This is a genomic window from Ectopseudomonas guguanensis (assembly GCF_900104265.1).
In the GTDB taxonomy this organism is placed as follows: domain Bacteria; phylum Pseudomonadota; class Gammaproteobacteria; order Pseudomonadales; family Pseudomonadaceae; genus Aquipseudomonas; species Aquipseudomonas guguanensis.
Map to the genome: position 1 here is coordinate 136,557 of NZ_FNJJ01000001.1, position 13,870 is coordinate 150,426.

Sequence of the window (13,870 nt, forward strand, 5' to 3'; positions counted from 1 at the left end):
TTGAATATGGCGGACTCAGGAGGATTCGAACCTCCGACCGCTCGGTTCGTAGCCGAGTACTCTATCCAGCTGAGCTATGAGTCCGCTTCTTGGTGCTTTTATACCAGATCACCTCTGGTGATTCGCCAGCCCGGCTTACGCCCGACTCGCTGAATAATGGCGGAGAAGGGGGGATTCGAACCCCCGACACCCTTTTGAGGTGTACTCCCTTAGCAGGGGAGCGCCTTCGGCCACTCGGCCACCTCTCCGCAACACGGGGCGCATGATAAACATGTTTTCCCCGTTTGCAAACAAAAATTTGTAGAAAAATTAGTGGCTTGGTTCGTCACCCTTCTCTTTCTGGATGCGCTGGTAGATTTCTTCACGGTGCACGGCAACCTCTTTCGGCGCATTGACGCCAATACGCACCTGGTTACCTTTCACACCCAACACGGTGACAGTCACATCATCACCGACCATCAGGGTCTCTCCGACCCGGCGAGTCAGAATCAGCATTCCTTTCTCCTTACGGATTACATTTTTTCAGGACAACAGTCTGCAAAAGAAAATGGTGCCAGCTCCCTGCTCCAACAAGCCTGAGAACCTCCACCCAAGTATTGACCAGCCCGCGCAGAAAGAAAGTTCCCGCGAATCGGTCAAAAAAGCGAAAGGCGCGGAACCAGCCGCGCCTTTCGGATCAGATCAATCACTCGCCCTGCCGGGCCGGGGCATCCAGCTCGAAGGCAGTATGCAGGGCACGCACCGCCAGCTCCAGATACTTCTCCTCGATCACCACGGACACCTTGATTTCCGAGGTGGAGATCATCTGGATGTTGATGGTTTCCTTGGCCAGCGCTTCGAACATGCGGCTGGCGACGCCGGCATGGGAACGCATACCGACACCGACGATGGAAACCTTGGCGATGTTGGTGTCACCCACCACTTCACGAGCACCCAGCTCGTCCGCGGTCTTCTGCAGCACGCCCAGGGCGTTGTTGTAGTCGTTGCGGTGTACGGTGAAGGTGAAGTCGGTGGTGTTATCGTGCGAAACGTTCTGCACGATCATGTCCACCTCGATGTTGGCGGCGCTGATCGGGCCGAGAATCTTGAAGGCGATGCCGGGGATATCCGGTACCCCACGGATGGTCAGCTTGGCTTCGTCGCGGTTGAAAGCGATGCCGGAAATGATCGGCTGTTCCATGGATTCCTCTTCATCAAGGGTAATGAGGGTGCCCGGCCCCTCCTGGAAGCTGTGCAGGACGCGCAGCGGGACGTTGTACTTGCCGGCGAACTCCACCGAGCGGATCTGCAGCACCTTGGAGCCGAGGCTGGCCATTTCCAGCATTTCCTCGAAGGTGATCTTCTCCAGGCGCTGGGCCTTGGGCACCACACGCGGGTCGGTGGTATAGACGCCATCGACGTCGGTGTAGATCTGGCACTCGTCGGCCTTCAGCGCCGCGGCCAGGGCCACGCCGGTGGTATCGGAACCGCCACGACCGAGGGTAGTGATGTTGCCGTGCTCGTCGACGCCCTGGAAACCGGCAACGACGACGACGCGACCGGCCTTGAGGTCAGCGCGAATCTTCTGGTCATCGATCTGCAGAATGCGCGCCTTGTTGTAGGCGCTGTCGGTGAGGATGCGCACCTGGTTGCCGGTGTAGGAAACCGCCGGCACGCCACGCTTGATCAGCGCCATGGCCAGCAGGGCGATGGTCACCTGCTCACCGGTGGACACCATCACATCCAGCTCACGCGCAACCGGCTCGCCATCGGTGATCTGTTTGGCCAGATCGATCAGGCGGTTGGTTTCGCCGCTCATGGCGGAAACCACGACGACGATGTCGTCACCTTTCTCGCGGAACTTCTTAACCTTCTCGGCCACCTGCTGGATACGCTCGACGGTGCCGACGGAGGTGCCCCCAAACTTCTGTACGATCAAAGCCATTTCAAAAAGCCGCCTGATTCCTCGAAGGGCGCCCATTAAACCCGCATCGGGTCACACTGCCAAGGCCCGCCGGACGCACTGCGGGCCCCGCTTTTCCACCTGTTACAGACCCTGTTCGACGAAAGTCGCAGCCAGTGCCAACGCTTCGTCCAGCTTGCCGGCATCGACGCCGCCGCCTTGGGCCATGTCCGGGCGACCACCGCCCTTGCCACCTACCACCGCAGCGGCCTGACGCATCAGGTCACCGGCCTTGAGCTTGGCGGTCAGGTCCTGGGTCACGCCCGCGACCAGCACCACCTTGTCCTCGAACACGCCGCCGAGCAGGATCACGCCACTGCCCAGCTTGTTCTTGAGCTGATCGACCAGTGCCAGCAGCGCCTTGCCGTCCAGGCCATCGAGGCGCGCAGCCAGCACCTTGGTGCCCTTCACGTCCACGGCGGAACCGGCCAGGTCGTTGCCGGCGGCGCTGGCGGCCTTGGCCTTGAGCTGCTCCAGCTCCTTTTCCAGCTGGCGGTTGCGCTCGATCAGGGCAGAGAGCTTGTCCAGCACGTTGTCGCGGTTGCCCTTGACCAGGGAGGCCGCTTCCTTGAGCTGTTCCTCGGCACCGTTGAGCCAGGCCAGCGCGGCTGCACCGGTGACCGCCTCGATACGACGCACGCCAGCGGCCACACCACCTTCGCTGGTGATCTTGAACAGACCGATGTCGCCGGTACGCGATACGTGGGTACCGCCGCACAGCTCGACGGAGAAGTCGCCGCCCATGCTCAGCACGCGCACCTGGTCGCCGTACTTCTCGCCGAACAGCGCCATGGCGCCCTTGGCCTTGGCGGTTTCGATGTCGGTTTCCTCGGTCTCGACCGCGGAGTTCTTGCGAATCTCGGCGTTGACGATGTCTTCCAGCTGTTTCAACTGCTCGGGCTTGATCGCCTCGAAGTGGCTGAAGTCGAAGCGCAGACGCTGACTGTCGACCAGCGAGCCCTTCTGCTGAACGTGCTCGCCCAGCACCTGACGCAGCGCGGCGTGCAGCAGGTGGGTGGCAGAGTGGTTCAGCGCGGTGGCCTGACGCACGCTGGCCTCGGCCTCGGCCTTGACGCTGGTGCCGACGGAGAGGCCGCCCTTGGCCACCACGCCGTGGTGCAGGAAGGCGCCGCCGGCCTTGGTGGTGTCACGCACGTCGAAGCGCACGCCGGCGCTCTCGAGATAACCGCAGTCGCCGATCTGGCCGCCGGATTCGGCGTAGAACGGGGTCTGATCCAGCACCACCACGCCCTCCTCGCCTTCGGCGAGGCTGTCGACAGCAGCACCTGCCTTGAACAGGGCAATGATCTTGCCGCTGCCGCTGGTGCCTTCGTAGCCGAGGAAGCGGGTGTCGGCGTCGACCTTGACCAGCGCGTTGTAATCCATGCCGAAGGCGCTGGCGGAACGGGCGCGCTCACGCTGCGCTTCCATCTCGCGCTCGAAGCCTTCTTCGTCCACCGACAGCTCGCGCTCGCGGGCGATGTCGGCAGTCAGGTCGACCGGGAAACCGTAGGTGTCGTACAGCTTGAACACCACATCGCCCGGAATGACCGAGCCCTGCAGGCCGGCCAGATCCTGCTCGAGGATCTTCAGGCCCTGCTCCAGGGTCTTGGCGAACTGCTCTTCCTCGGTCTTCAGCACGCGCTCGATATGCGCCTGCTGCTGCTTGAGCTCGGGGAAGGCTTCGCCCATCTCGGCCACCAGGGCGGCGACAATCTGGTAGAAGAAGCTGCCCTTGGCGCCCAGCTTGTTGCCGTGACGGCAGGCGCGACGCACGATGCGGCGCAGCACGTAGCCACGGCCTTCGTTGGACGGGGTCACGCCGTCGGCGATCAGGAAGCTGCAGGAGCGGATATGGTCCGCCACCACCTTCAGCGAAGCCTGGCCTTCGTTGGTGCAGCCGATGGCCTTGGCCGAGGCGGCCAGCAGGTTCTGGAACAGATCGATCTCGTAGTTGGAATTGACGTGCTGCAGCACGGCGCTGATGCGCTCCAGGCCCATGCCGGTGTCCACGCTCGGCGCCGGCAGCGGGTGCAGCACGCCATCGGCAGTACGGTTGAACTGCATGAACACGTTGTTCCAGATCTCGATGTAGCGGTCGCCATCCTCTTCCGGGCTGCCGGGTGGGCCACCCCAGATGTGCTCGCCGTGGTCGAAGAAGATCTCGGTGCAGGGGCCGCACGGGCCGGTATCGCCCATGGCCCAGAAGTTGTCGGAGGCGTAGGGTGCGCCCTTGTTGTCGCCGATGCGGATCATGCGCTCGGTGGGAATGCCTACTTCCTTGGTCCAGATGTCGTAGGCCTCGTCATCGGTGGCGTAGACGGTGACCCAGAGCTTCTCCTTGGGCAGGTTCAGCCACTTGTCGGAGGTGAGGAATTCCCAGGCGTAATGGATGGCATCGCGCTTGAAGTAGTCGCCGAAGCTGAAGTTGCCCAGCATCTCGAAGAAGGTGTGGTGGCGCGCGGTGTAGCCGACGTTTTCCAGGTCGTTGTGCTTGCCGCCGGCACGCACGCACTTCTGGCTGGTGGTGGCGCGGGTGTAGGCGCGCTTTTCCAGGCCCAGGAAGCAGTCCTTGAACTGGTTCATGCCCGCGTTGGTGAACAGCAGGGTCGGGTCGTTCGCCGGGATCAGCGAGCTGGAAGCGACACGGGTGTGCCCTTTTTCTTCGAAGAAGCTCAGGAAGGCTTCACGGATTTCTGCGCTTTTCATAGGGGTATCCACGGAATCAGGCGGCCACGGCAAAAGCCGGCAAAGGGCCGCATTATATCGGGCCTACCGCGCGCGGCTAGTGCCTTTGTTGATAGCAGGCGCCTATCGGACGCTGCGGTTACGACTCAAAGCGAGCGAAAAGCGGCAAAGACCTCGATCACCTGCTCGATTTGCTCGGCGCTGACGTCCAGATGAGTGACCAGACGCAGGCGTGGCGCCGCGCTGACGGCGATGCCGCGTTCGGCCATGAAGGCCTTGATCTGCCCGGCACGCTCGCCGAGCTGCACATAAACCATGTTGGTCTGCACCGGTTCGACGCTGTAGCCCAGTGCGGCCAGGCCCTCGCCCAGACGTGCGGCGTTGGCGTGATCCTCGGCCAGGCGCTCGACCTGATGCTGCAACGCATACAGCCCCGCTGCTGCCAATACCCCGGCCTGACGCATGCCGCCGCCGACCATCTTGCGCAGACGCCGCGCCTTGCCGATCAGCGCCACGCTGCCGCACAGCACCGAACCGACCGGCGCGCCGAGGCCCTTGGACAGGCACACCGAGACGGAATCGAAATGCCGGGCGATCTCCCGCGCCGGCACGCCCAACTTGACCGCAGCGTTGTACAGCCGCGCGCCGTCCAGATGCAGGCCCAGACCTCGGCGCAGCGTCAGCTCGCGGGCGGCAGCCAGGTAGTCGAGCGGCAGCACCTTGCCCTGCATGGTGTTTTCCAGCGCCAGCAGGCGAGTGCGGGCGAAGTGGAAGTCGTCCTGCTTGATCGCCGCCTCGACCTTGGCCAGGTCCAGCGAGCCATCGGCCTCGCCGTCGATGGGCTGCGGCTGGATGGAGCCGAGCACGGCGGCGCCGCCACCTTCGTACTTGTAGGTGTGCGCCTGCTGACCGACGATGTACTCGTCGCCGCGCTCACAATGGGCCATCAGGCCGAGCAGGTTGCTCATGGTGCCGGTGGGCACGAACAGCGCCGCCTCGAACCCCAGCTCCGCCGCCAGCCAATTTTCCAGGCGGTTGACGGTCGGGTCTTCGCCGTAGACATCGTCGCCCAGTTCGGCGGCCATCATGGTCTCGCGCATGGCGACGGTGGGTTGGGTGACGGTGTCGCTACGCAGGTCGATCAGGGGCATGACAGGCTTTCCCGGCAATTGGCGAAAGGCTCATGCTAAAGAGGTCGCCCGAAGGGTGACAGATACAGTTGCGGGCAAAAACCGTGGGAGGCGCTTCAGCGGCGATCAAGAGGCCGCAGCGTCGCGGCTGAAGCCCCTCCCACATACGTCGCTACGCCAGGCCTGCACCATCGTCGGGGACGATCAGGATGGCGGCGCGCAGGCCGTTCTTGACCTTAGGGTTGGGGAAGATGATGCGCGCGCCCTGCTCCTCCACTATCCAGCGGGTATCGGCGATATCCTCGGCGAGCAGGTAGCCAGGCTCCAGTTCGGTGAAATTCTCGATATCCGCCGGTACGTGCAGCTGGAAGCTGTCGCTGTGCTTGATCACTTCACGCGAGACCGAGAACAGCTGCATGCCGTCGAGCGTCGAATCCTCGCCGACCTCGCGCCCTTCGATCAGCGCATGCAAGGCGCTTTCCAGCAGGTCGAGGTTGACCAGCTCGTTCTGCCCGAAGGCACGGGCCTTGCCCAGTTCCAGGGTGAAGGCCTCGGCACCGAGCTGCGCGTAGGTGTAGGCACTGAAGGTGATCGAGGCCTTGTTCTGCAGCAGCACCGCTTCGATACCGGCAGCGCGCAGCCGCTCCAGCTCGCTACGGGAATGGGCGCGCCCCTCCTGCCAGGGGTAGAGGGCGAACTGCTCGATCTTCGAGCCACGGATGGCGGTGTGCAAGTCGTAATGCAGGCGAGTGCGGCCAGTGTCCTTGCCGAAGAAATTGGCAGCCAGGTGCTCCAGATCGCAGGCCCTGATGGCCTCGAAGCCGCTGGACTGCTCGTGACGACCGCTGAACAGGCGATTGAGGTCCTGTTCGACATAACGCTCGCCACGGCGCATGGCCTCGGGGTTGCCGAACAGAAAGAGAATCCGCGCCGCCGGATGCAGTTCGTTGCGCGCGATGCCGCGCAGCAGGCGATCGAGCAGTTCGATGGGCGCGGTTTCGTTGCCATGGATGCCGGCCGACAGCAGCAGGTCCAGACCATTGTCGCGGGCGGCAGGCGGGGTCACCTCCAGCGCGCCTTCGTCGAGCCAGCGCAGACGCGTGCCATCGGGCGTCAGTTGAATCTTCGCCGACGGCTCATGGCCGGCCAGGGTCAGTTCAAGCAGTTTGCCGAGGGCAAGCATGAGGTCTCCTTGGTTCGCAGCATTTTCGTAGGGTGGGCTTCAGCCCACCAACAGCGGCCAGCCTTGGTGGGCTGAGGCGGAGCGCCGCCCGGCCCACCCTACAAGATTCGATCAGTGATTGCAGTCCGGGCCATGAACATGATCGTCTTCATCGGCGAGCGCCGGCTCCATTTCCAGTTGCAGGCTGACCAGGTTGGTGGCCTGGGGGCGCAGCAGCAGGTTGGCGTATTCGGTGTCACCTTCGGCCACGTCGACGCCGATCAGCAACTGATCGCCAACGGCCTGGACCCACAGCTCCTTGCCCTGCCAGACCACGGCAAAGCGGCTGCAGGAGGTTTCCAGCTGGGTGCCGTCGTTATCTTCGAGAATCAGTTGCAGGGCGTCGCTCATAAAATCTCCGAGGTGGGGCCAGGTTCAGGTCATCTGGAAAGGATAGACCGAGCCCAGTTTAAGGATCTGCGTCAGTTCATCCAATGCCGTACGGCATTCGGTGAGCAACTGCGGGTCGGCCAGGTCGGCTTCGCTCAGGCGGTCACGGTAGTGCCTGTCGACCCAGGTTACCAGCTTGTCATGCAGCGCGTCCGTCATCACCACGCCCGGATTGACCGCGGCCAGCTCCTGCTCGTTGAGCGCCACGCGCAGACGCAGGCAAGCCGGACCGCCACCGTTCTGCATGCTCTGCTTGAGGTCGAACACACGCACCTCGCGGATCGGCCCACCGCTGGCAGTCAGCTGTTCCAGGTAGCGCCAGACGCTGGCGTTGCTCTTGCACTCCTCCGGCACGATCAGCAGCATGCTGCCGTCGGCACGGCTCAGCAGCTGACTGTTGAACAGGTAGGAACGTACCGCATCCTGCACGCTGACGGCCGAAGCCGGCACGCACACGGCCTGGAAGTTGCCGCCACGCCGGGCCAGCTTGTCGCCCAGTTCGCTCAGCACCCGGTCGGTATCGAGGAAGGCGTCCTGGTGATAGAACAGCACCTCGCCGTTGCCCACGGCGATCACGTCGTTGTGGAACACGCCCTGGTCGATCACCGCCGGATTCTGCTGGGCATAGACCACGCCCGCCTCGCTCAGGCCGTGCAGACGCGCCACCGCCTGGCTGGCCTCCAGGGTCTGCCGCGCCGGGTAGCGGGCCGGCGCCGGGTAGCGGCTGTCGAAGGCGCTGCGCCCGTAGACGAAGAACTCCACCCCGGCATCGCCATAGGCCTTGCAGAAACGCGTGTGGTTGGCTGCGCCCTCGTCACCGAACTGCGCCACCGCCGGCAATGCCGGGTGATGGGCGAAGTGCGCCTGGCTGGCGAACATCGCCTGCAACACGCGGCTGGTGGTCGGGTGCTCGATGCTGCGATGGAACTTGCAGTTGAGGTTGGCGGCGGTGAAGTGCACGCGCCCGTCTGCCGTGTCGGCGCTGGGGCTGACGGTGCAGGCATTGGCCGTCCACATGCTCGAGGCCGAGCAACTCGCCACCAGCAACGGCATGGCCTCGCGCGCTGCACGCTGGATCACCTCGGCGTCACTGCCGGTAAAGCCCAGACGACGCAGCGCGGCGACATCCGGGCGCTCCTGCGGGGCCAGCACGCCCTGCTTGAAGCCCATGTCCATCAGCGCCTTCATCTTGGCCAGGCCCTGCCTGGCGGCTTCCCTGGGGTTCGACACGGCCTGGCTGTTGCTCTGCGAGGCCACGTTGCCGTAGGACAGGCCACCGTAGTTGTGGGTCGGCCCGACCAGGCCGTCAAAGTTCATTTCATAGGCAGACATCAGAGGGTCACTCCCGGGGTCAGGGTCGCGGGCAGGGTCAGACTTTCACTTTCCAGCCCGGCCACCGGATAGGCGCAGTAATCGGCTGCGTAGTAGGCACTGGCGCGATGGTTGCCCGAGGCACCGATACCGCCGAACGGCGCGGAGCTGGCGGCGCCGGTAAGCTGCTTGTTCCAGTTGACGATGCCGGCGCGGCTGTGCAGCCAGAACTGCTCGAAGCGCGCACGCGAGTCGGACAACAGGCCAGCGGCCAGGCCGTAGGCCGTGGCATTGGCTTCGGCGATGGCATTCTCGAAACCGTCGTAACGGATCACCTGCAGCAGCGGACCGAACAACTCCTCGTCGGCACGTTCGCCAACCGCCGTGACGTCGAGGATGCCCGGTGTCAGCAGCGCGGCGTCGGCTTGCGGCTGGGTCATGGCCAGCAGCGCAGTGGCGCCCCTGGCCAGCAGTTCGGCCTGCGCCTGCATCAATTGTGCGGCGGCCTGCAGGGAAATCACCGAGCCCATGAACGGCGCCGGCTGCTCGTCGAAGCGCCCGACCCTGATCTGCCCGGCGACCTGCACCAGGCGCGCCAGCAGCGTGTCGCCCCACTCGCCAGTCGGTACCAGCAGGCGGCGGGCGCAGGTGCAGCGCTGACCGGCGGAGATGAAGGCGGATTGCACGATGGTGTAGACCGCCGCGTCGACATCGGCCACCTGATCGACGATCAGCGGGTTGTTGCCGCCCATCTCCAGCGCCAGGATCTTGTCCGGGCGCCCGGCGAACTGGGCGTGCAGCAGATTGCCGGTGCGGCTGGAACCGGTGAAGAACAGCCCGTCGATACCGCAGTGGCCGGCCAGGGCGACACCGGTTTCGCGGCCACCCTGCAGCAGGTTGAGCACGCCTGCGGGCAGGCCGGCCTCGATCCAGCATTTGACCGTCAGCTCGGCGACCTTGGGCGTCAGCTCGCTGGGCTTGAACAGCACGCAGTTGCCGGCCAGCAATGCCGGCACGATGTGGCCGTTGGGCAGGTGGCCGGGGAAATTGTAGGGGCCGAACACCGCCACCACACCGTGCGGCTTGTGGCGCAACACGGCAGTGGCGTCGCCCAGCGGGCCGCTTTTCTCGCCGGTGCGCTCACGGTAGCTCTGGATGGAGATGGCGACCTTGCCCACCATGCTGTTCACTTCGGTGGCGGCTTCCCAGAGCGGCTTGCCGGTTTCTTCGCCGATCGCCCGGGCCAGTTCGTCGGTGCGCGACTTCAGGCAGGCGGCAAAGCGCTCCAGCACGCCGATACGCTCATCCAGCGAGCGCGCCGCCCACTGCGAGAACGCGCCACGCGCGGCGGCAACGGCGGCATCGACCTGCGCGGCAGAGGCGCCCTGGCCCTGCCAGAGCACGGCCTGACTGACCGGGTCGAGCGATTGCAGCGACTCGCCCTGCCCGGGCTGCCACTGACCTGCGATGTAATGAGTGTTCATCTTGTTCTACCACTCCAGCACGTGCGACGGCCATCAGCAGCCGCCGCGCAAAACGAATAGCTCAGCCGTGCGCCGACAGCGGCACGGCGCGCACCTGGTCACCGGCCGAAAGGCGCAGGCGCTTGGCAGTCAGCGGATCGACCACCAGGGTGCCGGCCGCCATGCGTGCCGGCGCGGCGGTAATGCGGCAGTCCTGACGCTTGCGGTTGTGCACCAGGAAGGGCTCGGCGTCATCGCCGGGCGTGCCGATGGCCAGCACCAGGTTCTGGCTGTTCTGCACGGCGCGAATCTTCGAGGTTTGTGCCTCGATGGCCGGGCCTGCATCGAAGATGTCGACGTAGCCCTGGTAGCTGAAGCCCTCGGACTTGAGCATGGCCAACGCCGGCTCGGTGTCCGGGTGCACGCGACCGATGACGGCACGCGCGTCCTCGGAAAGGAAACAGGTGTAGAGCGGAAACTTGGGCATCAGCTCGGCGATGAACGCCTTGTTGCCGACACCGGTCAGGTAGTCCGCCTGGGAGAATTCCATCTTGAAGAAATGCCGACCGAGGCTTTCCCAGAACGGCGAGCGCCCGCGCTCGTCGGACACGCCGCGCATTTCGGCGATGATCTTGTCGCCGAACAGCTCGCGAAACTCGGCGATGAACAGAAAGCGCGCCTTCGACAACAGACGCCCATTGAGGCCGCTGCGGTGATCGGCATGCAGGAACAGCGAACAGAGTTCGGAGTTGCCGGTCAGGTCGTTGGCCATGAACAGCGTCGGCACCTGGCGATGGATGTTCAGCTCCTGCGAGGCACTGACGGTCAGACCGACCCGGTAGTTGTACCAGGGCTCACGCAGGCCGACGGCGCCGGCCACCGCGGAAATGCCCACCACCTTGCCGGCATCGTCTTCGAGCACGAACAGGTAGTCGGCATCGGCACGCTCGGCCTCGCCGCGAAAGGTTTTCTCCGCCCAGCCGACCCGATGCGCCAGGCGCTCTTCATTGGCCGGCAACGTGGTCAGGCCAGCGCCGGTGCTGCGCGCCAGGTCGATCAGGGCCGGCAAATCGGCACTGCGCACGGGACGAACGATCATAGAACCTCCGGTTCGGCTTCAGGCTGCAGGCGCCAGGCCTCAGGCAAAAGCCTCGATACTCTGTCTGCAGCCTGCCGCTGGCAGCCTGCAGCCCTATTGTTCAAACCGCCACCAGGCGAACGCTGCCGCCCTCGCCCACACCGAGCACTTCGGCGGTCTCGGCACTGAGGGTCACGGGCTTGCCCGGTACCCAGTCGAGGTCGGCGACGATGGCGCGGAAGTCCTGCAACTGGCCGTTGCTGACCAGGTACTGGCGACCACCGCTCTCGGCCTCGCCGATCCTCACCGGCACCAGGCGGCTGTGGGCGATGCTGCGAATGCCCGAGGTGCGCGCATGCAGGGTCGGGCCACCGTCGAAGATGTCGATGTAGTGATCGGTTTCGAAGCCTTCGCGCATCAGGATGTCGAAGGTGATCTGCGCCCGCGGGTGGACCTGGCCCATGGCCTCCTGCGCCTCGTCCGGCAGCAGTGGCACGTAGATGGGGTAATGCGGCATCAGCTCGGCGAGGAAGGTGCGACTCTTCAGTCCGCACAGACGCTCGGCCTCGGCGTAATTCATGTCGAAGAAGTTGCGCCCCACGGCGTCCCAGAACGGCGAATCACCGTTCTCGTCGCTGTGGCCGACGATCTCCACCACCACCGCATCGGCGAAGCGCTCGGGATGCCCGGCCATGAACAGCAGGCGCCCACGTGAGTTGAGTTCGGCGAACACGCTGCTGACCAGCGGCCGCTCGACGTAGAAGCTGGTCAGCAGGCTGTTGCCGGTCAGGTCGTGACACAGCGACAGCACATGGATCTTGTTGTGGATCTTCAGCTCACGCGAGTTGTGCACGAAGGTCTCGTTGCGAAAGCTGTAGAAGGGTTCGGAATAGCCGGCCGAGGCGACGATGGCCGAGCAGCCGACCAGGCGCCCGCTGTCGGTGTCCTCGAGGACGAAGAAGTAGCTTTCCTCGCCATTGAAGCTGACTTCCGCGGCGAAGGACGCCTCCGAGGCAGCGATCTTGTCGCGCAGCCGATCGGCGTCGTCCGGCAATGAAGTGACGCCCACCGGGCTGTCAGCAGCCAGTCGCTGCACATCCGCCAGGTCCGCCATTTGCGCAGGGCGCATCACCAGCATGGGGTCACTCCTTCTTCAAGAAAAGCTCCGGAGACCGCGCAGGGGCAACCGGAGAACGCCAGGCCAGAGGCCCGGCACACACAGGAACATCATCCGTGGGAGAAGCCCGGCGCTACCTGCGCCGGGCGTTCGCTCAGGCGTTGGCCAGCTTGCTCAGCGCACGCTCGAAACGGGCCAGGCCTTCGTCGATATCGCGCTCTTCCACCACCAGGCTCGGGGCGAAACGCACCACGTCCGGGCCGGCCTGCAGCACCATCAGCCCTTCAGCGGACGCCGCGTCCAGCACCTGCTTGGCCTTGCCCTTCCACGCCTCGTTGAGTACGCAACCGAGCAGCAGGCCCATGCCGCGCACCTGTTCGAACAGGCCGTACTGCTCGCCGAGCGCCTGCAGACGGGTCTTGAAGCGCTCGCTCTTGGCCTTGACGCCATCCAGCGTCTGGCGGGTATTGACGATATCCAGCACCGCTTCACCGACCGCACAGGCCAGCGGGTTGCCGCCATAGGTGGTGCCGTGGGTGCCCGGAGTGAAGTGCTTGGCCAGGTCGGTGGTGGTGAGCATCGCCGCGATGGGGAAGCCGCCGCCCAGGCTCTTGGCGCTGGAGAGAATGTCCGGCACCACACCGTAGTGCATGTAGGCAAACAGCTCGCCGCTGCGGCCCATGCCGCTCTGCACTTCGTCGAACACCAGCAGCGCGTTGTGCGCATTGCACAGCTCGCGGGCACCTTCCAGATAGGCCTTGTCCGCCGGCAACACGCCGCCCTCGCCCTGGATCGGCTCCAGCACCACGGCGCAGGTCTTGTCGGAAATCGCCGCCTTCAGCGCCTCCAGATCGTTGTACGGCACATGGGTGATGCCCTGGATCTTCGGCCCGAAGCCGTCGGAGTACTTCGGCTGGCCGCCGACGCTGACGGTGAACAGGGTGCGGCCATGGAAACTGTTGGTGGCAGCGATGATCTCGTGCTTTTCCGGGCCGAAACGGTCATGGGCGACACGACGGGCCAGCTTGAACGCCGCCTCGTTGGCCTCGGCGCCGGAGTTGCAGAAGAACACGCGCTCGGCGAAGGTCGCCTCGACCAGCTTCTTGCCCAGACGCAGGGTCGGCTCGTTGGTGAAGACGTTGGAGATGTGCCACAGGGTATTGGCCTGTTCGGTCAGCGCAGCCACCAGCGCCGGGTGACAGTGACCCAGCACGTTGACGGCGATGCCGCCGGCGAAGTCGATCAGCTCTCGACCGCTCTGGTCCCATACTCGCGAGCCCAGGCCGCGCACGGGTACGAAGGCAGCAGGGGCGTAGTTGGGGACCATGAACTGGTCGAAATCGGCGCGTTGCACCGCATCGTGCTGAACGGACATCGAAACTCTCCTGAAGAAGGAAAACCAGCCTGCAGCGGGCCACACGAAAGGCCCGTTACGGCAGGGAATGCAAGGATTGTAGGGACTGAATCAGGGCCGGCATTGCCGCCATGCGACAACTTCTTACAGCGCCACCCCAGGTTTTCCGCGGGTT

General features: G+C 64.6%; 11 protein-coding genes and 2 tRNA genes. All 13 read right to left on the bottom strand.

The window, feature by feature from the left end:
- Window positions 1-7 precede the first annotated feature (7 nt).
- Window positions 8-84, bottom strand: a tRNA-Arg gene (locus BLS61_RS00670).
- 73 nt (window positions 85-157) lie between these two features.
- A tRNA-Ser gene (locus BLS61_RS00675) sits at window positions 158-248 on the bottom strand.
- A gap of 61 nt (window positions 249-309) precedes the next feature.
- Window positions 310-495 (bottom strand): carbon storage regulator CsrA, encoded by a 186-nt coding sequence (csrA, locus tag BLS61_RS00680; protein ID WP_003244478.1) that lies wholly within the window; start codon window positions 493-495, stop codon window positions 310-312.
- Window positions 496-685: 190 nt separating this feature from the next.
- Window positions 686-1,924: an aspartate kinase gene (locus BLS61_RS00685; protein WP_090425994.1), complete on the bottom strand. Its 1,239-nt coding sequence runs from the start codon at window positions 1,922-1,924 to the stop codon at window positions 686-688.
- Window positions 1,925-2,026: 102 nt separating this feature from the next.
- The gene (gene alaS / locus BLS61_RS00690) at window positions 2,027-4,651 is read right to left on the bottom strand and encodes an alanine--tRNA ligase (protein ID WP_090425997.1); all 2,625 of its coding nucleotides are present in this window, start codon (window positions 4,649-4,651) and stop codon (window positions 2,027-2,029) included.
- A 125-nt stretch (window positions 4,652-4,776) separates the two neighbouring features.
- Window positions 4,777-5,781, bottom strand: coding sequence for a low-specificity L-threonine aldolase (ltaE, locus tag BLS61_RS00695; RefSeq protein WP_090426000.1), 1,005 nt, complete (start codon window positions 5,779-5,781; stop codon window positions 4,777-4,779).
- Window positions 5,782-5,932: 151 nt separating this feature from the next.
- Window positions 5,933-6,943 carry a succinylglutamate desuccinylase gene (gene astE / locus BLS61_RS00700; protein WP_090426003.1) on the bottom strand — a complete coding sequence of 337 codons (1,011 nt, stop codon included), beginning with the start codon at window positions 6,941-6,943 and terminating at the stop codon, window positions 5,933-5,935.
- Between the two features lie 111 nt (window positions 6,944-7,054).
- Complete coding sequence (locus BLS61_RS00705) at window positions 7,055-7,333, bottom strand: topoisomerase II (RefSeq protein ID WP_090426005.1); 279 nt, start codon at window positions 7,331-7,333, stop codon at window positions 7,055-7,057.
- 24 nt (window positions 7,334-7,357) lie between these two features.
- The gene (gene astB, locus BLS61_RS00710) at window positions 7,358-8,704 is read right to left on the bottom strand and encodes an N-succinylarginine dihydrolase (RefSeq protein ID WP_090426008.1); all 1,347 of its coding nucleotides are present in this window, start codon (window positions 8,702-8,704) and stop codon (window positions 7,358-7,360) included.
- Window positions 8,704-10,167, bottom strand: a complete 1,464-nt coding sequence (astD, locus tag BLS61_RS00715) for a succinylglutamate-semialdehyde dehydrogenase (protein ID WP_090426011.1) — start codon at window positions 10,165-10,167, stop codon at window positions 8,704-8,706. Before astD ends, astB begins: the two co-directional genes overlap by 1 nt.
- Window positions 10,168-10,228: 61 nt before the next feature.
- The gene (gene astA, locus BLS61_RS00720; RefSeq protein WP_090426014.1) at window positions 10,229-11,245 is read right to left on the bottom strand and encodes an arginine N-succinyltransferase; all 1,017 of its coding nucleotides are present in this window, start codon (window positions 11,243-11,245) and stop codon (window positions 10,229-10,231) included.
- Between the two features lie 100 nt (window positions 11,246-11,345).
- Window positions 11,346-12,362, bottom strand: coding sequence for an arginine/ornithine succinyltransferase subunit alpha (aruF, locus tag BLS61_RS00725; protein ID WP_090426017.1), 1,017 nt, complete (start codon window positions 12,360-12,362; stop codon window positions 11,346-11,348).
- Between the two features lie 133 nt (window positions 12,363-12,495).
- Window positions 12,496-13,716 (bottom strand): aspartate aminotransferase family protein, encoded by a 1,221-nt coding sequence (locus BLS61_RS00730; protein WP_090426019.1) that lies wholly within the window; start codon window positions 13,714-13,716, stop codon window positions 12,496-12,498.
- Window positions 13,717-13,870 lie beyond the last annotated feature (154 nt).

Coding starts and splice junctions, on each gene's coding strand:
- astB (WP_090426008.1), bottom strand. CDS start 8,704: ATGTCTGCCTATGAAATGAACTTTGACGGCCTGGTCGGGCCGACCCAC.
- astE (WP_090426003.1), bottom strand. CDS start 6,943: ATGCTTGCCCTCGGCAAACTGCTTGAACTGACCCTGGCCGGCCATGAG.
- BLS61_RS00685 (WP_090425994.1), bottom strand. CDS start 1,924: ATGGCTTTGATCGTACAGAAGTTTGGGGGCACCTCCGTCGGCACCGTC.
- astA (WP_090426014.1), bottom strand. CDS start 11,245: ATGATCGTTCGTCCCGTGCGCAGTGCCGATTTGCCGGCCCTGATCGAC.
- astD (WP_090426011.1), bottom strand. CDS start 10,167: ATGAACACTCATTACATCGCAGGTCAGTGGCAGCCCGGGCAGGGCGAG.
- alaS (WP_090425997.1), bottom strand. CDS start 4,651: ATGAAAAGCGCAGAAATCCGTGAAGCCTTCCTGAGCTTCTTCGAAGAA.
- ltaE (WP_090426000.1), bottom strand. CDS start 5,781: ATGCCCCTGATCGACCTGCGTAGCGACACCGTCACCCAACCCACCGTC.
- aruF (WP_090426017.1), bottom strand. CDS start 12,362: ATGCTGGTGATGCGCCCTGCGCAAATGGCGGACCTGGCGGATGTGCAG.
- BLS61_RS00730 (WP_090426019.1), bottom strand. CDS start 13,716: ATGTCCGTTCAGCACGATGCGGTGCAACGCGCCGATTTCGACCAGTTC.
- BLS61_RS00705 (WP_090426005.1), bottom strand. CDS start 7,333: ATGAGCGACGCCCTGCAACTGATTCTCGAAGATAACGACGGCACCCAG.
- csrA (WP_003244478.1), bottom strand. CDS start 495: ATGCTGATTCTGACTCGCCGGGTCGGAGAGACCCTGATGGTCGGTGAT.